16 protein-coding genes are annotated in these 20,115 nt (G+C 47.4%); 5 read left to right on the forward strand and 11 right to left on the reverse strand.

Annotated features, from left to right (window positions below; genetic code table 11):
- Positions 1-37: 37 nt before the first annotated feature.
- The 7 genes from BUB19_RS19185 to lepA all read right to left on the reverse strand — a co-directional run bounded on the left by BUB19_RS19185 (position 38) and on the right by lepA (position 10,827).
- On the reverse strand, positions 38-856 hold the full coding sequence (locus BUB19_RS19185) for a DUF4843 domain-containing protein (protein ID WP_073096903.1): 819 nt from the start codon (positions 854-856) through the stop codon (positions 38-40).
- Positions 857-858: 2 nt separating this feature from the next.
- Complete coding sequence (locus BUB19_RS19190; protein WP_073097009.1) at positions 859-2,292, reverse strand: RagB/SusD family nutrient uptake outer membrane protein; 1,434 nt, start codon at positions 2,290-2,292, stop codon at positions 859-861.
- 8 nt (positions 2,293-2,300) lie between these two features.
- Positions 2,301-5,276 (reverse strand): SusC/RagA family TonB-linked outer membrane protein, encoded by a 2,976-nt coding sequence (locus BUB19_RS19195; protein WP_073096905.1) that lies wholly within the window; start codon positions 5,274-5,276, stop codon positions 2,301-2,303.
- A 158-nt stretch (positions 5,277-5,434) separates the two neighbouring features.
- Positions 5,435-7,357: an OmpA family protein gene (locus BUB19_RS19200; RefSeq protein ID WP_073096907.1), complete on the reverse strand. Its 1,923-nt coding sequence runs from the start codon at positions 7,355-7,357 to the stop codon at positions 5,435-5,437.
- Between the two features lie 6 nt (positions 7,358-7,363).
- On the reverse strand, positions 7,364-7,993 hold the full coding sequence (locus BUB19_RS19205) for a 7-carboxy-7-deazaguanine synthase QueE (RefSeq protein WP_073096909.1): 630 nt from the start codon (positions 7,991-7,993) through the stop codon (positions 7,364-7,366).
- A 57-nt stretch (positions 7,994-8,050) separates the two neighbouring features.
- Positions 8,051-8,950, reverse strand: coding sequence for a bifunctional 5,10-methylenetetrahydrofolate dehydrogenase/5,10-methenyltetrahydrofolate cyclohydrolase (locus BUB19_RS19210; protein WP_073096910.1), 900 nt, complete (start codon positions 8,948-8,950; stop codon positions 8,051-8,053).
- Between the two features lie 83 nt (positions 8,951-9,033).
- Positions 9,034-10,827, reverse strand: a complete 1,794-nt coding sequence (gene lepA / locus BUB19_RS19215) for a translation elongation factor 4 (protein ID WP_073096911.1) — start codon at positions 10,825-10,827, stop codon at positions 9,034-9,036.
- Between the two features lie 527 nt (positions 10,828-11,354).
- On the opposite strand from lepA, the gene BUB19_RS19220 reads away from it, so the two are divergent.
- On the forward strand, positions 11,355-11,960 hold the full coding sequence (locus BUB19_RS19220; protein ID WP_245802907.1) for a DUF922 domain-containing protein: 606 nt from the start codon (positions 11,355-11,357) through the stop codon (positions 11,958-11,960).
- A 4-nt stretch (positions 11,961-11,964) separates the two neighbouring features.
- The gene (locus BUB19_RS19225; protein WP_073096913.1) at positions 11,965-12,507 is read left to right on the forward strand and encodes a DUF4924 family protein; all 543 of its coding nucleotides are present in this window, start codon (positions 11,965-11,967) and stop codon (positions 12,505-12,507) included.
- Here BUB19_RS19225 and BUB19_RS19230 read toward each other — a convergent pair.
- Positions 12,504-14,456: an AAA domain-containing protein gene (locus BUB19_RS19230; protein WP_317041599.1), complete on the reverse strand. Its 1,953-nt coding sequence runs from the start codon at positions 14,454-14,456 to the stop codon at positions 12,504-12,506. The two genes, BUB19_RS19225 and BUB19_RS19230, sit on opposite strands and share 4 nt — an antisense overlap.
- Positions 14,457-14,512: 56 nt before the next feature.
- Here BUB19_RS19230 and BUB19_RS19235 point away from each other — a divergent pair, with 56 nt between their 5' ends.
- Together BUB19_RS19235 and BUB19_RS19240 are read left to right on the forward strand one after the other, a co-directional pair.
- Positions 14,513-15,103, forward strand: a complete 591-nt coding sequence (locus BUB19_RS19235; RefSeq protein WP_073096915.1) for an acyl carrier protein phosphodiesterase — start codon at positions 14,513-14,515, stop codon at positions 15,101-15,103.
- 1 nt (position 15,104) lies between these two features.
- Positions 15,105-15,554, forward strand: coding sequence for a hypothetical protein (locus BUB19_RS19240; protein ID WP_073096916.1), 450 nt, complete (start codon positions 15,105-15,107; stop codon positions 15,552-15,554).
- Between the two features lie 13 nt (positions 15,555-15,567).
- On the opposite strand, the gene BUB19_RS19245 is transcribed toward BUB19_RS19240, so the two are convergent.
- The 3 genes from BUB19_RS19245 to murI form a co-directional block, all read right to left on the reverse strand.
- Positions 15,568-16,617: a M42 family metallopeptidase gene (locus BUB19_RS19245; RefSeq protein ID WP_073096918.1), complete on the reverse strand. Its 1,050-nt coding sequence runs from the start codon at positions 16,615-16,617 to the stop codon at positions 15,568-15,570.
- Positions 16,618-16,644: 27 nt separating this feature from the next.
- Complete coding sequence (locus BUB19_RS19250) at positions 16,645-18,528, reverse strand: amidophosphoribosyltransferase (protein ID WP_073096919.1); 1,884 nt, start codon at positions 18,526-18,528, stop codon at positions 16,645-16,647.
- A 142-nt stretch (positions 18,529-18,670) separates the two neighbouring features.
- Positions 18,671-19,486 carry a glutamate racemase gene (gene murI / locus BUB19_RS19255; RefSeq protein ID WP_073096920.1) on the reverse strand — a complete coding sequence of 272 codons (816 nt, stop codon included), beginning with the start codon at positions 19,484-19,486 and terminating at the stop codon, positions 18,671-18,673.
- 262 nt (positions 19,487-19,748) lie between these two features.
- On the opposite strand from murI, the gene BUB19_RS19260 reads away from it, so the two are divergent.
- Positions 19,749-20,111, forward strand: coding sequence for a hypothetical protein (locus tag BUB19_RS19260; RefSeq protein WP_143156103.1), 363 nt, complete (start codon positions 19,749-19,751; stop codon positions 20,109-20,111).
- Positions 20,112-20,115: the final 4 nt, after the last annotated feature.

The raw sequence follows: 20,115 nt of genomic DNA on the forward strand, positions 1-20,115 counted from the left end.
CATTGGCCATGATAATATAAATCAAGTCCCGGTTTTTTTACTCAATGATACGGGTCAATGTGGTGACGCCACTTTCTTCGGTCTCCTCTGTCCTCCAGCTTATTCTGATGGTCCCGTCGGCATTTACCCTGCCGGTACCATTGAAGGTATCTCCTCCGAAAACAAGGTCGGGCTGATCGGTGATGGTAATCTCTCCACACAGCTCTGTAAATACCGCCGGATTATCTTCAGCTCCAAATACCTGGGAGTAAACACCACCTGTGATATCCGAGATTCTATAGGTAAAAGGCTCCAGCTCTGTGATGACCACCTGATAATTCACAGTCCCCCCGGTGCCAACCGTAACGGTACTGTATTCACCCGCCAGATCAGAAGGGCAAGACAACCGGATCTCAATGGTGAGTCGGTTGTAGTTGGTGCTGATCTTCATATCTCCCGCATCCAATATGGTCAGGGTCAGATCTGGCGTCTCATCAGTACCCAGATTACCTGTCAGGATTTCAATCGGCATGTCCACATAACTACTATTTGCGGGAATGGTTACTTCATTTTCCAATAGCCGGTAGTGCACACCCGCTATCGCGGATGATTCAGGATCTACCCCTACCAGAATCGTCACAGGCTCGGAAAGCTGCTGCCCCACCAGATTCAGTCTCACCATTTCCTGATCTATCTGGTTGTTACTTGTTTTGGTCAGGATTTTCCGAACCGTTCCATTGGGGCGGGAGGCATCTTCAAATTCCACTTCCAGCCCCTCCCACACAATATTGAATCCTGACTCTTCCATGCAGGCAGCCAGCCCGAATGAGATTATCAGGAAAAAAGCTGCAACTATTGTTTTACTGATGGTTACCATACCTAATATCCCGGGTTTTGCTCTAAATTTTCATTCAATTGAATCTGTTCCAACGGAAGGTTTCCTAAAATCCTGTAGTCCGTGTAGGGCACTTCCAAAAACTCTCCATGTTTGCTGATATCCCTTCCGTTTCTTTTCAGATCAAAAAACCGATGCCCCTCCAAAGCAAACTCCAGCCGCCTTTCGAGCAAAATACGGTTCAGCAAAGCTTCTCCGGAGAGCAGGTTATCAACCGGACCCAGGCCTCGTTTGGAACGCACGGCATTGATATCCTCCCGGGCGCCGGCGGGATTGTTCTCATACCTGGCCTCAGCTCTGATGAGGTACAATTCCGCTGCCCTGATAATCGGCAGGTTTTCCAGAAAATCTCCCTTGTATCCGGTCCATTTCCTGCTGGCGTAAACAGGGCCCTCAATGCCCTCGCGGGTCGTCTCTCTCCAGCAATCTCTCCTCACATCCCCTTCTTCATAGGCAGCAATCAATTCATTTGAGGCGCCGATGATAAATTGGGCGGCAGGTTCGTTGTCAGCAACAAGGGAATTGAGGGAGTTATTTACCCCATCCACACTGCTCCAGTCCACCTGCCTGAGCTCCAGCTCAAAGAGTGATTCGGGATGTGGTGCTCTGGAAAAACCCTGAACATATTGGCCCGCTTCGAGCAAACCGTCTCCGTTGGTTCTCAGTCCGAGAAAATTCATGGCGGAGGTAGCTGCCGCCTCCGCATCTTCCATCCGTCCCCAATACAAATACAGCCTGGCCAGCAGGGTAAGTGCAGCACCTGCATTGGCATAGTAAACGCCTTCAGATCCCAATGGCGCTCCACCCACCAGCGGTATGGCAGCCAACAAATCACTTTCTATCTGCTCATAAACTTCAGCTACTGTCGACCTGCTTCTGAAATCTGCATCAGAAGCTACCAATGTAGGGTTTAACCGCAATATCGGACCTAAATTGAAGCCATCTACCTCCCGGCCGGGTTCATAACCATAGACCCTGCAGAGGTCAAAGTAGAACAATGCCCGCATGAAATACGCATCCCCCTTGATAAAATCCTTTGTCTGAGTATCTCCGGACACACTTTCATCATCAATACTCGCAATGATAAGGTTGGCATCATTGATACCGCCGTACACCACGCCATTCCAGATGGAGATATGATCCCTGTCTCCGTTGGATTCTTCTCCCTGGTAGCGCCCGGTGTTGGCCACCAGCCTTAAATTATCCGCCAGAATTTCCGGAGCAATCATCATCGTCTGCCCGTAATAGCTGAAGCTGGTCGCACGGTTGTACATGGAATTGGCTACCGACTGATAGCCCGACACATCGTTAAACGCTACCTCTGGGGTAAGACTTTGCCGGGGTGTGGTATTCAGGTCTGTACATGAAAATGCGGCAAACAGACCTGAAAGAGCGATATATTTATGGAAAATTTTCATTTTTTTTATCAAAATGTAAGGTTGATACCTGCTGTCACCTGTCTCGCAATAGGATAGGTCCCATAGGTATCCCCTATAGAATTGACCTCGGGATCCAAACCATTGTATTTGGTAAGTGTCCACAGGTTGAGTCCCTGCACAAAAACATTCATTTCGTCAATCTTCGCCCTGGAAAGAAGGTTTTGGGGCAAATTATAGTTGAGCGTTATTTGTTTTAACCGGATATAGCTGCCGTCAGAGATCTGCTTGGTCGAAAACTGCTGGTAACCGGAGTGGCCCGGGATTCTACCCCCTTCATAGGGCTTGGGCACATTGGTAATCTGACCGGGCGTTCGCCAGAAGTACAGTTGATCAGTGGTCTGGTTGTCCTGTCCTATAGATCCGGCCTGGGCCATATTGTACAAATCCTGATTAAATGCCAGGTTTCCGTATTGGTATTGGAAAAAAACCTCCAGGCTGACCGGCCCGAAAGAAAGCGTGTTGGATAGCCCCCCGTACGTCCAGGGAAGTGCACTCCCGATGTATTTCTGGTCGTCATCGCTTAGCAGATAGGTGTATTCTCCATTTTCATCGTAGTACATCGGCGCTCCATTGGCAGGGTTGACACCGGCATACTCGTAGGCATAATAAAAATCAATCGGCTTGCCCACAATCAGGTCATTACCCAGGCGGTCCAAACCTTCGTAGAGTTCCAGCAATTCATTGGAAAATATGGAGGTATTAAAAGCGGTGCTCCAGCGAAATTTACCATAGATTAGGTTGGTGGTCTGGAGGTCAAAGTCAATGCCCTGATTCCTCACTTTTCCGGTATTTCGGGTAATGGATCCAAACCCAGAGTCTATGGGCAATTGAGTTTCAAAAAGTAAGCTGCGGGAATCCTTGCGCCAGAGGTCTACAGTCGCAATGATCCGACCGTTAAAAAATGTCCCGTCCACACCGAAATTCATCGATAACGACTCTTCCCAGGTCAACTGGTCGTTACCCAATTGTACAAATCTCAGGGCTCCGCCGCCGAGATATTGTCCGGCAGATCCCACCAGGGTCCTGGACTCGAAATTCCCTATGTTGGAATTACCGGTAACGCCATAGGAGGCCCTCAACCTCAGGTTATCCACCCAGAGGGCATTCTCCATAAATCTTTCTGACGAAATTCTCCATCCGGCAGATACAGCTCCGAAGTTACCCCAGCGCGTATTGGTACCGAATCTGGAGGAGCCATCCCGCCTCACCGTCAGATCAAAGGTATACTTGTCATCGTAGTCATATTTGGCCTGTCCAAAGAAACCTGTCCTGATAAACTCGGTATAGAATCCACCCACCTGAAAAGGCTGGGCTGCATTCTGAAGGTATCTCAAAACAGGATTGGGAAAGCCTCTGCCTGTGGCCGAAGTATTTTCCTGGGTTTCCATCTTGTATTCGTATCCCAGAATTCCGGATAGGGTATGGATATCGTCAAACTTCCTGTTGACATTAAAGTTGGCATTGGCATTGGAATTGATGATTCGCCTATCTACAAATGTTGAGGACCCGCCGTAGCTTGCGAATGCGGGGATGGTAGATGGCCGGTTGTTTTCGTCCCTGTTGTCTGAGAAATCAATACCACCGAAGGCAGTAAAGCCCAGCCAGGGCAGAAACTTGTAATTCAATTGCAGATTAGATACGGATTGGTAGCTGGTGCCCTTCCGGAGTTCCTGTCTGACTCCCTGAACGATATTGTATCCGAACAAGTGCTCGGAGGGATACTCAGCGAAAGTACCGTCCTCATTATAAATAGGAACATTTGGCCTTGCTACATAGCCAGCCACGAAGGGGCTGTTGACAAAATTACCACGATCAATGGAGCCATTGGTGATTTGTCTGGATAGGGAAAGATTGGCATTGATACTGAATTTATCATTAACCCTGTGCGTAAGGTTCAGGCGCCCCGTAGTCCGGGAATAATCCGACATGATAATTTGCCCCTGATGGAAGGTGTGTGATCCGGATATGAAAAATTGGGTACCTGCGTCTCCTCCGGACAAGGAGACATCGTAGACACTCATCCTGCCATCCCTGAAAAGCTCTCCCAGCCAGTCTGAATTCTGCAAACCGGAATCGGAAGGGCTCCCGAAAATATTTTCTGCATCCTGGGGGTTTAATCCCGCATTGATGTAGGCCTGTCTTTTAATGGATGCCAATTGATTTGCGTCCATGACATCATAAAAGCCGAGTGGTTGTACCAAACCCTCCTGTGCCGAAATCCTCACTTTGGTCTGGCCTTGCTTGCCTCTTTTGGTGGTGATCAGGACCACGCCGTTTGCAGCCTGTGCACCATAAATGGAAGCGGCCGCCGCATCCTTAAACACTTCTATGGATTCGATATCGTTGGGATTGATGGATGCAAGAGCGTTTTGAGGTCCTTGTCCCGACAGGCCTCCCGAAGCGACCTGTACACCATCTACGATATAAAGAGGCTGGGTACCCGCATTGATGGAGCCTACTCCCCTGATCTGTACATTCAACGTACCCCCGGGCTGACCGGATCCGGAAGTCACCTGCACACCTGCCACCCTTCCCTGCATGGCCCTGTCAAAGGACTGCATGGGTAAGTCCTGGAATATTTCTCCTTTCACGGATGCAATTGACCCGGTTACTTCCCTTCTGGTCTGGTCCCCGTAGGAGGTTACTACTACCTCATCCAGAGCAGTGACATCCGGACTGAGCACCACGTCGATATCAGTACGATTGCCTATGGGCACCTCTTGTTGTTGCAAACCTACAAAACGAAACACCAATGTATTGTCACCTTCAAATACCTCAATCTGGTAATTCCCGTCTATATCTGTGATGGTTCCGGTGTTGGTTCCCTTCACCAACACCGTCACTCCGGGCAGGGGTAAGCCGGCTTCTGCATCCGTAACGGTACCGGTGACAGTCCTGCTTTGCGCTCTGGCCCAGGTGGAAAGGAGGATTAAAGCTAAAACCAGTGGTAGGACTTTATTCATAAATTTGATTTGAAGTGAACAATCAATCAATTTTATACAAATTCCGTGGATATTCCAATCGAAGGCGGTAAGTTAAGCGGGAGGACGGGAATTATCAACAGATAATAAACGCTTTAAATCCAATTCAGTTTATACAAAACCGTTTTTTCTGAAGGAAACTATTGGATCACCACTTCAATTCTTCGATTATAGGCGCGGTTTTCCTCTGTATCATTTGGCCGAATGGGAGATGATGAGCCTTTTCCTGCCGTAGCGATGCGGTCAAGGGATATCCCGGAACCAATCAAAAATTTCTTAACCTCCTCTGCCCTTTTTCTGCTGAGATTGATATTGTACGCATCACTTCCCACATTGTCGGTATGACCAGCGATCAGGATAGAGACTGCCGGATGCTTTTCTAGGAATTTGACCAGTCTATTGAGTGAACTGACAGAGGAAGGCCTGAGGCTCGATTCATCAAAATCAAAAAATACATTCTCAAAAACGAAGTAGTTTCCGGGAGCTATTGGTTCCAGCTGAACTTCCAGGTTTTTCCTGTTTTTCAAACTATCCCGGTCCACATTGTAGATCTTGGGCATAAAACCTTCCTTCTCCACATAAAGTCCGGAAAAAGCCTTGTCCGGATAGATCATGATAAACTCGCCCATTTCTCCTTCGGCCTTAAACCTGTAAAGCGTGCTATCATTATCCAGGTCAACAAGAGAAAGCAGGGCATCAACCGGCTCACCGGTTTCTTCATTGAGCACCCGCCCTTCGGTTACGATAATATTTTCCCCCAGGTCGATTTCCGGGGGAAAATCAAAACGGTACAGGAAGGAACTGTCCACCCTACCCGATGAGTAACTGTTTTCGGTATAATAGGCGTAATCCTTCTCCGCCGTGATAAAAAGCGCCACCTGGTCATTTTGATCATTGATCGGAAATCCAAGGTTTTCTGGTTCTCCAAATCCACGGTACCCTCCATAGCGGCTCAGGAAGATATCCTTTCCTCCATACCCTTCGTGCCCGTCTGAGGAAAAGAAAAGCACGGTATTGTTAAAAAAAACGAATGGGGACACCTCATTGCCACTGGTATTGACATTATCGCCCACATTCTTTGCCTCTGACCACAATCCATCCGGCTGGCGCTCAGCATACCAGATATCATTTTCTCCTTCACCTCCGGGCCGGTTGGAGGAAAAAAACAGCGTACTGCCGTCTGCCGAAAGCGAGGGTTGTGAATCCCAAAACCGTGAATTCACATTCCTTCCCATGTTCTCTGGTTTTTGCCAGGTGCCATTGACTTTTGCCGTCAGGTAGAGGTCACAGCTGCCGAATGAATCCGGCGTATCACAGGAAGTAAATATCAGGAGGTTTCCATCCGCAGAAATGGTGCAGGTCCCCTCGTTATAGCGGGTATTGATCATCAGAGAGATCGGCTCGGGAGAGCTCCATTGTCCGTCCTCAAGATTGGAATAAAAAATGTCTTCGTGATCCCTTGGCGATGTACCGTCCCGCTTTGTAAAAAAGATTCGCTGCCCGTCGGCAGTCAGCACAGGAAAATACTGCAGCCTGAATTGATTCAACGGAGTTTCCAGCTTTTCTTTTCTCAGTTGCAGGGGATTCTCCAACCCCTGCGCGATCAATTCAAGTTGACGCTTCTTTTCCCGATAGGCTTCTGAAGCCAGAAAATCCGTAGTAAAAAAAGGCTGGTTGTTTTGAATGGTATTTAATGCCTGCTGAAAAGCGCCCATTTTCAGGTGTATTTGACCTTCCAGCCAGCCCATCTTTCCTCTGAAATAATCACTTTTCGTGATCGCTAACCTACTTTGTCCCTTTTGGATCACTTCCAGGGCCTCTGAAGCCTGGCCGCTACTCAGCAAAACCTGCGCATGGCGGATGTAAGCCTCGTAAAAATCTTTGCTTCTGCTGTAGGCCTCGGCAAACTTGTCTGTAGCCTCGGCAAATTGCTTTCTCTGAAGAAAATCCTCCCCTTCCTCGAAATACCGGATGGCTCGCTTGTCTATGATAGAATATTCCTGCGCCTGACTTCGAACCAAAGCCAACGAAAACAACAAACCAAGCAGCACCAACCTCAGCATATCTTTTTAGGGTATTTCCATATATTTGTGGGTTTGCAATGAAACCCTCCACGCAGGATTTTCTTTTACAAAATCGATGATCAGGGGCGTCATTTCTGCCGCCCTGGACCACTCCGGCTGGAGCAGCAAGCGGCATTTCTCATTGACCAATGCAGCATGCTTCAGCGCAAAAGCAAAATCACTTTTGTGAAAAACGATCACTTTCATTTCGTCGGCCTGCTCGTAGATACCCCGATCCGGCGCTTTGAATTTCTTGGGAGAAAAACAAATCCAATCCAGGCTTCCCGACAGGGGATAAACGCCGGAAGTCTCAATATTGATGTGAAATCCCTTTTCCTTCAGAAGCGATGTAAGCAGGCTTAAGTCATACATTAGTGGTTCTCCTCCCGTGATTACCACCAACCTCGATGGATAGGCTGCCGCCTCTTCCACGATTTTTTCTACGGAAACCAATGGCCAGTGTCCGGCTTCCCAGGAAGCCTTGACATCACACCAGACGCATCCCACATCGCATCCCCCAAGCCGGATAAAATAGGCCGACTGTCCCGAAAATATCCCTTCTCCCTGTATGGTATAAAAGGCTTCCATCAAAGGCAAAAGGCGCCCCGTATGGACCAATTCCTGCTGTTCTTTCATAATTTTTGATTGAGCGGGTTATTGAACCGCTGGTTTCTAATAAATAAAACGCCTGCCTCAGGAATAAATTTCCCCTTTGGCTGCCTGAAGTGTGTTGTATAGCAGCGAAGCTATGGTCATGGGGCCCACCCCTCCAGGTACCGGTGTAATGGCGGAAGCCTTGTCGGCTACCTCATCGAAAACCACGTCACCTACTAACCGGAAACCACTTTTCTTGCTTTCATCTGCGATGCGGTGAATTCCGACATCAATAACCACCGCACCTTCCTTTACCATATCCCCCGTCACAAATCCCTGCTTTCCTATGGCCACAATCAATATATCTGCACTTCTGGCAATCTCCTTCAGATTTCGGGTACGGCTATGTGTCAGCGTCACGGTACAATTGCCTGGATAGGCATTCCTGCCCATCAAAATACTCATGGGAGAGCCTACGATATGACTGCGACCGATCACCACGCAATGCTTGCCAGAGGTTTCGATCTTGTACCTCTTAAATAACTCCAGAATTCCGTTTGGCGTAGCGGAAATATAGGCCGGCCAACCCAGGGTCATTCTGCCCACATTGGATGGAGTGAATCCGTCTACGTCTTTTTCAGGTCGAATTCTGGCCGTGACCTTTTCAACGGAAATGTGTTTTGGCAAAGGTAATTGCACGATAAGACCGTCGATATCCGGATCTTCGTTGACCCTTTCTACGGCGGCCAGAAGCTCCGCTTCCGAAACGGTGTCCTCCATACGGATCAGGGTAGATTCAAAACCCACCTGTTCGCATGCTTTTACCTTGGCTCCGACGTAGGTCTGACTGGCACCGTCATTACCTACCAAAATGGCTGCGAGGTGAGGTGCACGCATACCCTGCTTTTTCATCGCGGACACTTCCTCGGTAAGTTCCTCCTTTATGGTGGCCGAAACTGCCTTGCCATCTATTTTTAAAAATCCTTTTTTCTGTTCCATTAGTCATATTTTTTGCATCGCTAGGATGGTGTCGCCGCCCCTATGCAGAGCCAGACCAAATCCAACTGCCTATGGGTTTGGTGCTAGTCTAGCTTCAATACGGCCATAAAAGCCTCCTGAGGCACTTCTACGTTCCCAACCTGGCGCATCCGCTTTTTTCCTTTTTTCTGTTTCTCCAGCAATTTTCTCTTTCTGGAGATGTCGCCTCCATAGCATTTGGCCAATACGTTCTTTCGCAGCGCTTTTACGGTTTCCCTTGCAATGATCTTGGTACCTATAGCCGCCTGGATGGCGATTTCGAACATCTGCCGGGGCACCAACTCTTTCAGTTTCTCGCAAAGCCGCTTTCCCCATTCATAGGCCTTGTCCCGATGTACGATGGCAGACAGCGCGTCCACCGGCTCACCATTCAACATCACATCCAGGCGGACCATGTGTGATTGACGGAAGCCGATCAGTTCGTAATCCAGGGAGGCATATCCCCGGGAAATGGTTTTTAGTTTGTCAAAGAAGTCAAAGACTATTTCGACCAGCGGCATGTCGAAAGTAAGCTCAACCCTGTCTGAGGTCAGGTAGACCTGATTTTTTATCTGTCCGCGCTTGTCCATGCAAAGCTGAATGACCGGTCCCACGTAATCAGCAGCGGTGATGATGGCTACTTTTACATACGGTTCTTCGATGTGCTTGAACAAATTGGGTTCGGGCATATCGGAAGGCGCATTTACTGTACGGTATTCGTTATTGTTCATCATGGCCCTGAACTGTACCGAGGGCACTGTGGTGATGACCGTCATGTCGAATTCACGCTCCAGGCGCTCCTGGATGATTTCCATGTGAAGCATTCCGAGAAAGCCACACCTGAAGCCAAAACCCAAAGCTGCGGACGTCTCCGGCTCCCAGACCAGGGAGGCATCGTTTAGCTGCAGTTTCTCCATGGAAGCCCGCAGCTCTTCGAAGTCGGTGGTGTCTACCGGATAAATCCCGGCAAATACCATGGGCTTGACGTTTTCAAAACCTTGTACGGTAGTACTGCAGGGCCGCTTCACATGGGTGATGGTATCCCCGACTTTCACCTCTTTGGCTACTTTGATTCCTGATACCAGATAGCCCACATTACCGGCCTTTAGCTGAGGCTGCGGTTTTTGCTGGATCCCCAGAATACCAATTTCATCTGCCTCGTATTCCCTTCCGGTATTGACAAACTTGATCCGGTCGCCCTTGTTGATGGTCCCGTTGAAAATGCGAAAAAGTACCTCTACGCCGCGAAATGGGTTGTACACCGAATCAAAAATCATGGCCTGCAGGGGTCCTTCTTCGTCACCGGTGGGCGCCGGTATTTTTTCGACCACTGCGTTCAGGATGTCTTCGATGCCGATCCCTTCTTTGCCCGAAGCCAGAATGATGTCTTCCCGCTTACAACCAATCAATTCCATGACCTCGTCTGCCACCACCTCCGGCTGGGCTCCAGGAAGGTCTATCTTATTGAGTACCGGGATAATTTCCAGATCGTGGCCGATGGCCAGGTAAAGATTGGAAATGGTCTGGGCCTCGATGCCTTGTGAGGCATCCACGATCAGCAGCGCCCCTTCGCAGGCAGCAATAGATCGGGACACTTCGTAGGAAAAATCCACGTGGCCCGGGGTATCGATCAGGTTTAGGGTATATTCCTCGCCCTGATAAGGGTATTTCATTTGGATCGCATGGGACTTTATGGTGATGCCCCGCTCCCGTTCCAGATCCATGCTGTCCAGCAGCTGGTCTTGCATTTCCCGCTCGGTCACTGTATTGGTGAATTGCAGGAGCCGGTCTGCAAGGGTACTTTTGCCATGATCAATATGGGCGATTATACAGAAATTTCTTATTTTTTGCATGTTCATACTGGATGCAAAAATAGTAAATCCCCGGCGTTTTTATAGATTTTGCGGATATTAATTAGAAGCAGGCCTTTCCATTGCTTTACTACGGATAGGTGTGGATTTTCAACAATTTTCTCCCCACCGGATCAGTTTGAAACTACATCCCTAATAGATTTACCATATTCCATCCCATGACTTAGCAATGCAGGACCAATCGAAAAACCCTGGAAAATTTTGCTCGATCATATATTTACTTCAAGCCGTTAAAAACCCCTTCCTGGGCGGTCCTTTCTGTTTATGATTTCAAAAATAGCAGGGTTTGGGCACCAAACTTTACCCGCTCCTGATCTTTATATCTGTGCTGATCCGTACAAGCCTTCTCCCACCTTTTCAGGTTGCAATTGTATGCAGAATCGCAGATATTTGAGAAAAATTAATGAACAGATCGGAAAAAAGCGCGCTTTTCGTATTTGTATATTGCACCGAATAAATTGCGTGCGGGTCCGGGGGATCAGCTGCCTCAGGGAGAATCAGGGAATTTTATTGAAATGAATCGAAAAACTTTTCTATACCTGGCTGCAGGGGTTTTCATTTGTGGAGGCCTGCTTTGCGGGCACATTCCGAAAAGCCCACCCAAACGGGGGAAGGTAACGGTGTCGCCAAACCGCACATTGACCTGGGAAGATTTTAAGCAGGTAGATCTCATTCGTGGCAAAAGCAGCATCAATGCCATTTGTTTAAGCACCTGCGAGGTGGAGATTCTGAAGGTACATTCCTATTCGGATCATGTAAAGCTGGAAATCAACGCGAAAATTAACCTCCAAAAGGATCTTACCCAGGTCACTCGGGATTTTCTGGACCGCTCGGACCAGGTCAGAAGGCAACAGGTATTGCACCACGAAAACGGTCATTTTGCCATCGCACAGATCATCGGCTACCGCATAGTACGGGATGTAAATGGGCGGGAATTTGATCCCAGGCAGTACAAAGTCCAACTGAATGGCATCATCCGGGAAAATTTCAAGGATTGGAAAAGGCTGGACTCCCAATACGATGCCCAAACCACAAAGCCCGTAAATGAGGAAATGCAAAATCGATGGGACCACTTTTTCCAGTCGGAAATGGCTGCTGTCAAAAAAGAAATTTATCAATGAAAATATGAAGATCATAGCCGATAAGAAAAAGCAGGAAAATATTGTAGAATATATCCTGTACCTGTACCGCATGGAGGATCTCATCCGGGCTTACCATTTTGATATGCAGGAAGTCGAAAAATATGTGCTCGGCCACCAGAAGGTAGATGCAAGGGACCGATCCGAAAGCCTAAACTGGCTGAAGGGGATGGCCAGGGACATGAAGGAAATCGGTATTCAGGAAAAAGGTCACCTTCCTCATGTGCAGCGTGTTGTAGATCAGTTGGCCAGCATCCATTGGGAATTGATCCGCACAGATCCAACCTACTTTGCCCTATACAAAAAAACCCAGTCTCATTTGCTTTCGCTTATTTCCGAAGCAGGAGATGAGGATCCCGGGCATGAGGTGCAGCTTTATATACATACCTTATATGGCTTGCTGCTGAGCAAATTGAATGGCAGAAAAGCCGCGGAGGAAATTTTGGAAGCGGCAAGCTGCTTTGGTGATGCGCTCGCATACCTTAATGCCGTATATATGAAAGCGAAACCTAATCCCTCATTAAATTAACCCCCTGTGTACAGGTACTCGTATACGCTGTGATAGAGATCTTGTTCCTCCATATGATCCAAAAAGGATTGATAAAACGGGTGATGGCCGATGGTAGCACTGTCTCCGATCACGATTAACTTTTTTCTGGCCCGCGTAAGGGCTACGTTCATTCTCCTGGTATCTTTCAAAAAACCGATTTCACCATTCGGGTTTGACCTGGTCATGCTGATCAGCATGATATCCTTTTCCTGCCCCTGAAACCCATCGACAGTGCTTATGGTAATATGGTCTTTCATTTGCCTCAGGTATACCCAGGCATCGTCCTCCTGCAGCAGTTCCCTGAGCAGGTTTACCTGTGCCCGGTAGGGTGCAATCAGCCCAATCTCCCAGGGCTTTCCCCTTTCCACAACACGCCCTGTTCGCTTGAGCAGATCCTGCAACAGTCGCAGGGCCAATGCAGCTTCTTCTTTATTGCATATGCTCCCGGTTTCCTTCTCCTGATATTCCATAAATCCGCTGCCAGCGGTATCGACATATTCCATTACGCTCTCTGCGGGATTGAGGTAATGGGTCCGGGTATTGGGCGCAGCCAGTAATTTTCCGTGGTAAAAGGCATGGTTTGAAAAACCCATGATCGCTTCGGGCATGCGGTATTGCAAGGTCAGCATGTGTGCACTTGCCGGATTGTTCCTAATGGCCTTTTCAAACAGTGTTACCTGTAAGCCTTTTGCCGCTTCTCTGGATTTAATGGTCGGAGGTAGCTGACAATGATCGCCTGCCATTACCACCTTTTCGGCCTGCAATACTGGTATCCAGGATGCAGGCTCCAGGGCCTGGGCTGCCTCGTCTATATAGACCACCGGAAAAACCCGCCCCTGCAGCAGGGCTGAGGCAGCTCCCACCAGGGTACAGGCGATGACCTGGCTGCTTTCCAGGATGGTCTGAACCATATAATCGTGGAGTTGCCTGGCTTCACCAAAACAACGGTTTGCTTCATTCAGATCCATTTTCCTTTGTTCACGCTCAACGGGACCAAAATTTCTTTTGAACTTTCTTGCCTTTTTTCTGGCTTCTTCTCCGGACTTTTTGAGCTTCTTATAATCTCGGTACGCCGGATGGGCGAGGATTTTTGCATCCAGTGTTTGTTGGAAAATGCCATCATCTACCCGCGCTGGATGCCCCAGTCTCAGTACCTGGAGCCCCGCTGCCGCGAGCTTTTCTACGAGCACATCTACAGCAGCATTGCTGGGTGCGCATACCAGGACCTGAACCTGGGTCTGCAACGCAATCTCAATGGATCGAACAAGTGTGGTAGTCTTGCCCGTCCCGGGGGGGCCATGTACGATAGCAAGATCTTCTGCCCTGTGGATCATTTCCAACGCTTCTTGCTGACTAGCGTTCAATCCTGATGCCGGAAATTGCTGCTCTTCATTAATGATGGCAGCGGTTTTTCCCAGAAACACATTCCGCAGCCTTTCGAGCCGGTTTTTGTCTGCCTGAAGCACCTTCTCCAGGGCTTGGGCCATGGTCTTGTAGGAGGACTCATCAAACATCAGGTCCAGCCCCAGTTTGCCACTGTATATCCAGTCCGGCACCTGGCCAGTGTGCAGACTTACCGTCATTTGGTTTTTATGCACATGGTTGACAACTCCATTTACAAAACTGGCCCGAAGCTTGTTATCGTTACTGTTGGAAAAAAGACAAATGGATTTTCCTGATTGGAATTTGTGGCTATCGGGAGCCTGGTGCACGTTGATTTCGACAATCAACTGTTCGGTAAAGGCCCATTTCACCTTTACCAAATTCACTGGATACCAACACATTCCGGCACTGACTTTCTCATTGATGGATTTGCTATAGGTCAGGCTACGAAATTGTCTTCGATCTTCCTCCCATTCCTGCTGTAAAAGTCTGCTGGTATATGCTATTTCTTCTTCTATATTTGCCATCTGTATTTTCTTTTTCACAGGCCCAAGATTAGGAAAAACATTTCTATTTACTATCAAAACAGCCTAGAGACCGCATGAATTTTCTTGCACATGCTTATTTATCATTTGATCAACCCAAGATACTGGTAGGTAATTTTATCGGAGATTTTGTCCGTGGAGACCTGGAGCAGCAGTTTGAAAAAGAGATCGTAAACGGCATAATGCTACATCGGGAGATCGATGCGTTTACAGACTGCCACCCCCTGGTAAAGGAAGCCCAATCACTGCTCAAACCAATATTCAAACGGTATGCAACAGTAATCACCGACATGTACTTTGATTACTTTCTGGCCAAAAACTGGTGCAACTATGATGAGCGGCCATTGGAAAGCTTTGTTCAATGGGTATACGGTGTACTGAGATCCCACCAGGCCATATTGCCCAAAAAGTTTCTCTATCCCTTCAAATATATGCAACAGGAAAACTGGCTGGTAAATTATGGTACGATGGAGGGGCTTCAGCGCTCATTTACTGGACTATCCTACCGCACCGCATTTGAGTCAAAAATGGAAAAAGCTCCGGAATTTCTTACCTTGCACCATGATGAATTTAAAGATTACTTCCAGCTTTTTTTTGCCGAATTGACTTCCTTTTCAAAAGATACACTGGATCAAATCGCTCTATGAAATGGTAAGCTGTAAACCCAAAAGAAGTACCTATCTGGCCCTGGGGCTGGTAGTCGTCGTTCTCTTTGCCGGACTGAGCTTTCTGCTCTATGATTTCAATACCAGCCGGGAATTCCCATTTCTGTTCTACCTTTTGGGTAGTACCATCGTGACAGTGGTATTGTTGCTGGTACTGGTAAAAATGATGGCAGGCTACAAGTTTCTGGCAGCGGGAAAAGAAAAAATAGAGATATGGCTTCCACTCAAAGCCCAGAGACGAACATACGGGCTAACAGACCTTCTGGCCTGGCAGGAGGAAGAAATAAAAGCCAACCAACGCATATTCAGGCAATTGATACTGGTTTTTTCCGATAAATACTCCTTTACTATCAGTAACCACGAGCACCTGGGTTACGATGGGTTAAAAAAGTATCTGATAAAGAAGGTTCCCAAAAAGCGGGTAAAACCTTAAGGAATGCGTTGTTTCAACCCGTCCAATCAAAGGTATTCATTTCTTCCAGGCATGCTTTTAGCAGCCTGATACTTGCGGCCACATCAGATTTATGCGCCATTTCAATTACCTGATGCAGGTGCCTGGTCGGAATGGAGATGGCGCCTGCTATGGCTCCCTGTTTGCCCATCCTTTGCACCCCGGCTGTATCTGTACCTCCTGCTGTAAGAATCTCAGTCTGATAGGGAATGTTGTTTCTGCTCGCAGTCTGCTTCATGAAGGCTACCATTCGGTAATCGCAGATTGCAGAGGAATCCATAATTTTTATGGCTGTGCCCTTTCCCAGCTCGGTGATTTTTTCGTGAGACGCTGCACCGGGCAAATCGAAGGCGATGGTGGTGTCCAACGCAATCCCGAAGTCGGGATCAATATGATGGGCAGAAACCTGAGCCCCCCGCAAACCCACCTCTTCCTGAACGGTGAAGGTAGCATACAGGTCGAATGCCGGGGACGCCAGTTCTTTGAGCGTTTCAAGCAAAATGAACACTGCTATCCTGTTGTCAATAGACTTGCAATTGACGCAGTCGCCCATTTCTATCAGCTCTCTTTCTCTGGTAATGGGGTCTCCTACCTGAATCCACTTTTCTACCTCCTTTTTTTCCATGCCCAGATCGATGAAATAATCGGTAAGCTTCGGCAATTTGGTTTTTTCTTCCTGAGTCATCACGTGTATCGGCTTGCTGCCCATCACACCGACCAGGTCCTTTTTGCCATGTACGATCACACGCTGCGCCGTGAGCGTTTTGGGATCAAAGCCCCCCAGCGGGTGAAACCTTAAAAATCCATTCTCATCAATATGGGTGACAATAAATCCGATTTCGTCCATATGGGCGGCCACCATTACTCTTTTATTTTCCGGGTTATTTTTCCCCCTCTTGATGGCAATTACGTTTCCAAGGTTATCCACCCGCACCTCATCGGCAAGTTCTCTGGCTTTAACCACCACAAAATCACGGATTTTCTTCTCAAAACCCGGAGCCCCGGGCAATTCACAAATCTGTTTTAATAAATTTATATCAATCATTAATATGCTGTTTCCCAATAGTTACAATTAGTAAGCCCTGATTACTTTTCCTTCCATGTAGTTAACAAAGGCTTTATTGACCACCCTGATACCTCCATCTGTAGGAAAATCTCCGGTAAAATACCAGTCACCTCTATGAGCAGGACAGCTTAGTTGAAGGTTTTGTACCGTCTGGTAAATGACATGTACATGCGCCTCTATCTTTTCAGAAGTGATTATCTGAGCGATCTTATTGGAAATTTCCTGATCCGAAAATGGCGCATAAATTTCGTTGACAAAATTCACCCGTGCATCCGGTTCGGCAATGCATTTATCGTATACATCGTCTAAAACATGCTCCATACCTCTCTCCTTCAGCAGCGCCACCGCGGCCCGGAAAGCAATAAAATCTTTCATCCTGGACATGTCTATGCCGTAACAATCCGGAAACCTGATCTGGGGCGCTGAGGAGACGATAATGATCCGTTTGGGCTTGAGCTTATCCAGAGTGGTCAGAATACTTTTTTCCAGCGTAGTACCCCGCACGATACTGTCATCAATCACTACAATGGTATCTACACCGGAGCGGATCACTTCATAGGTAGTATCATATACATTGGAGACCATCACATCCCTGTCGGAATCGTTGGTGATGAAAGTTCTGAGTTTGACGTCTTTACTCACCAGCTTTTCTACCCTTGGCCTGAAATTCAACAGGTCTTCGAGATCTTCCAGGTGAGGCTTGCCTTCAATCAGAATTTCCCTTCGTTTGGCGCTGAGGTAGTCCTCCAGGCCTTCAATCATGCCATAATAGGCGGTTTCCGCGGTATTTGGAATATACGAAAATACGGTATTCTTCAAGTCAAAATCGATGGCCTTAAGGATCTGAGGCACCAGAGCGCGACCCAGATTTTTCCGCTCTTTGTAGATGTCCGGATCTGTACCTCGGGAGAAATAAATCCTCTCAAAACTGCATGACTTCTTTTCTCTGGGGGGGATGATTTCATGCTCTCCAAATGATCCGTCTTTATTAAAAATCAAGGCATTACCAGGCTGAATTTCTTTAATTTGTTGATAATCAATATTGAATGCCGTTTTAATGGGTGGTTTCTCTGAGGCCACCACGATGATCTCATCATCGGCATAATAATAAGCAGGACGTATGCCTGTAGGATCTCTTACCACAAATCCCGCCCCATTGCCTATCAGCCCGGCCATGGCGTAGCCCCCATCAAAGTCTCTGCAGCTCCTTCTCAATATTCTCGCCACATCCAGTTCCTGTTCAATGACCTCAGTGATCTCTCTGTTGGAAAAATGGCCCTTGTATTTGTCAAAAATCCTTTGGTTTTCCTCATCGAGAAAATGACCGATTTTCTCCATGACCGTAACCGTATCGGTCTCCTCTTTGGGGTGCTGCCCCAGCTTTACCAGATTATCAAAAAGTTCCTCCACATTGGTCATGTTGAAGTTGCCGGCCATCACCAGGTTCCTGCTCCGCCAATTGTTTTGTTTCAAAAATGGGTGGCAGGTCTCAATGCTGTTTTGTCCATGGGTACCGTACCGCAGATGTCCAAGCCAGACTTCTCCGCTGAATGCGGTGTTCTCTTTGATCCATCCGGCATCCATCAGGTCGTCCTCGGAACCCGCCTTTTTTGCCTTTTTGTATTTTTTATTGATTTTCTGAAATATTTTGGTAACTGCCTCTGATTCTACAGACCTGTACCTGCTGATATAGCGGGTTCCGGGAGGGGTGTTGATTTTGATATTGGCCAGACCTGCCCCATCCTGCCCCCTGTTGATCTGCTTTTGCATCAAAACGTAGAGCCTGTTGGCAGCATAAAAAGGTGTTTGATACTTATCGATATAATATTGCAACGGTTTTCTCAGGCGGATTAGCGCAATCCCACATTCGTGTTTGATCTCGTCACTCATAAGTACTAATGGGGTAAATTAAGACACAAAGTTAAGTTTTTTTTTCAGGAATAAACCCCTGAATCCCACCAAACTTAGCGAAGGAAATAAAAAAATCAACAGCCTCTCGGCTGACTATGCACACGATGAAAACCGCCAATCGCTATTCCCATAAGGGGTACTTCTGAAGTTTGATTTGTTTGCCAAAGAATAATTTGGTTGTCTCTTCAAAAGAAACAGTGTAATCGGAAACCAAAAACCGGTCTTCTCTGCCTGGATCTTTCCGGGCCAATAGCTGGTGGTATCCCAAAAAAGAGGCAACAGACCTGGCTACCGTTTCAGAGGCATCAATGAGATCAATTTGGTTTCGGTAAAATGCCTGTATTTGTGTTTTTATCAAGGGGTAATGCGTGCAGCCCAGAACCAATGCCTGAATGTTTTGCAAAATGGGTTGGGAAAGATAAGCAGCAATAATCTCGTGGCTGATATGCTCCCTGTGAAAGCCTTCCTCAATCATCGGAGCCAACAAGGGAGTAGCCAGGGACTTCAAGACAATTCCCACATCCAAATCGTTGATTTTCTGCAAATACACACCTGAGTTTACCGTCTGTTTGGTGCCGATCAACCCCACTTGCTGGCCGGGATGTACTTCCCTGAGGTAGTTTACCACCGGATCAATTACATTGAATACATGGGCTTTGGACGCAACATACGCCTTTACCAACTCAAATGCCGCTGCTGAGGCTGAATTGCAGGCGATCAATATCAGTTTGCAATTCTCCTTAAGCAGTACATCAGCTATTTTGATGGAGTAAGCCTGTATGGCTGCAGTACTTTTATCGCCATAAGGCAAATGCGCGGTATCACCAAAATAAATGATTTGCTCCTCAGGAAGCAATTTTTTTACCTCCCTTGCCACTGTCAGGCCTCCAATGCCGCTGTCAAAAATCCCTATGGGTGCCTGTGCCTTAATTCCCATTGAATACCATTTATATAACAAAGAAAAACCTGTCTACTCAGACAGATAAAAACCCCCGGATTCACGCATCCGGGGGCATGCAAGCGAAGCGTTTGAAGTTATACAATACCGGCAAAGTTAGCAAAGTTTTCTGAAGGTGCAATAGTTACCGATTTTCCGCAACATGGGTATAAAATACCCATTATCGGACCAGAAAGGGCAGCCTGCATCTGTAAAAGAGTGGCACAATTCCTGCAAGAGAAATTACAGATCAGTAAAGATTATGAGACGAAAGTTAACAGCAAAAGCCAGGGTAGGTGGAATTTCCCTACTGGTCATTTTTGGCCTTCTGGTGTATTATGGCACCCGGGTTGAAAAGATTGGTTCGGAATACGACAACCATTTTTTTCAATCCAACGTTAGTGCAGGTATAGAGATTGATACCGTGTCCATTATGGCAACGGAATTGCCTTCAAATGTAAAGCAGGTTATTCAGACAGACAGCCTTTTCAACGATTTGAAGATTACTGCGGTGAAGAAAATATCCAGAAAAGACAATGAATATTACGATGTCAGCTTCCTGGATACCGATGATTTCAGCATCATGGTGATGTATGACAAAAATGGTGGAGTCATCCGTCAGTAAAACA

The sequence above is a fragment of the Cyclobacterium lianum genome, assembly GCF_900143075.1.
Classification (GTDB): Bacteria; Bacteroidota; Bacteroidia; order Cytophagales; family Cyclobacteriaceae; genus Cyclobacterium; species Cyclobacterium lianum.

Excerpts from the sequence above, each read along its gene's own strand:
- BUB19_RS19185 (WP_073096903.1), bottom strand. The coding sequence starts at position 856 with ATGGTAACCATCAGTAAAACAATAGTTGCAGCTTTTTTCCTGATAATC.
- BUB19_RS19190 (WP_073097009.1), bottom strand. The coding sequence starts at position 2,292 with ATGAAAATTTTCCATAAATATATCGCTCTTTCAGGTCTGTTTGCCGCA.
- BUB19_RS19195 (WP_073096905.1), bottom strand. The coding sequence starts at position 5,276 with ATGAATAAAGTCCTACCACTGGTTTTAGCTTTAATCCTCCTTTCCACC.
- BUB19_RS19200 (WP_073096907.1), bottom strand. The coding sequence starts at position 7,357 with ATGCTGAGGTTGGTGCTGCTTGGTTTGTTGTTTTCGTTGGCTTTGGTT.
- BUB19_RS19205 (WP_073096909.1), bottom strand. The coding sequence starts at position 7,993 with ATGAAAGAACAGCAGGAATTGGTCCATACGGGGCGCCTTTTGCCTTTG.
- BUB19_RS19210 (WP_073096910.1), bottom strand. The coding sequence starts at position 8,950 with ATGGAACAGAAAAAAGGATTTTTAAAAATAGATGGCAAGGCAGTTTCG.
- lepA (WP_073096911.1), bottom strand. The coding sequence starts at position 10,827 with ATGAACATGCAAAAAATAAGAAATTTCTGTATAATCGCCCATATTGAT.
- BUB19_RS19220 (WP_245802907.1), top strand. The coding sequence starts at position 11,355 with ATGAATCGAAAAACTTTTCTATACCTGGCTGCAGGGGTTTTCATTTGT.
- BUB19_RS19225 (WP_073096913.1), top strand. The coding sequence starts at position 11,965 with ATGAAGATCATAGCCGATAAGAAAAAGCAGGAAAATATTGTAGAATAT.
- BUB19_RS19235 (WP_073096915.1), top strand. The coding sequence starts at position 14,513 with ATGAATTTTCTTGCACATGCTTATTTATCATTTGATCAACCCAAGATA.
- BUB19_RS19240 (WP_073096916.1), top strand. The coding sequence starts at position 15,105 with ATGGTAAGCTGTAAACCCAAAAGAAGTACCTATCTGGCCCTGGGGCTG.
- BUB19_RS19245 (WP_073096918.1), bottom strand. The coding sequence starts at position 16,617 with ATGATTGATATAAATTTATTAAAACAGATTTGTGAATTGCCCGGGGCT.
- BUB19_RS19250 (WP_073096919.1), bottom strand. The coding sequence starts at position 18,528 with ATGAGTGACGAGATCAAACACGAATGTGGGATTGCGCTAATCCGCCTG.
- murI (WP_073096920.1), bottom strand. The coding sequence starts at position 19,486 with ATGGGAATTAAGGCACAGGCACCCATAGGGATTTTTGACAGCGGCATT.
- BUB19_RS19260 (WP_143156103.1), top strand. The coding sequence starts at position 19,749 with ATGAGACGAAAGTTAACAGCAAAAGCCAGGGTAGGTGGAATTTCCCTA.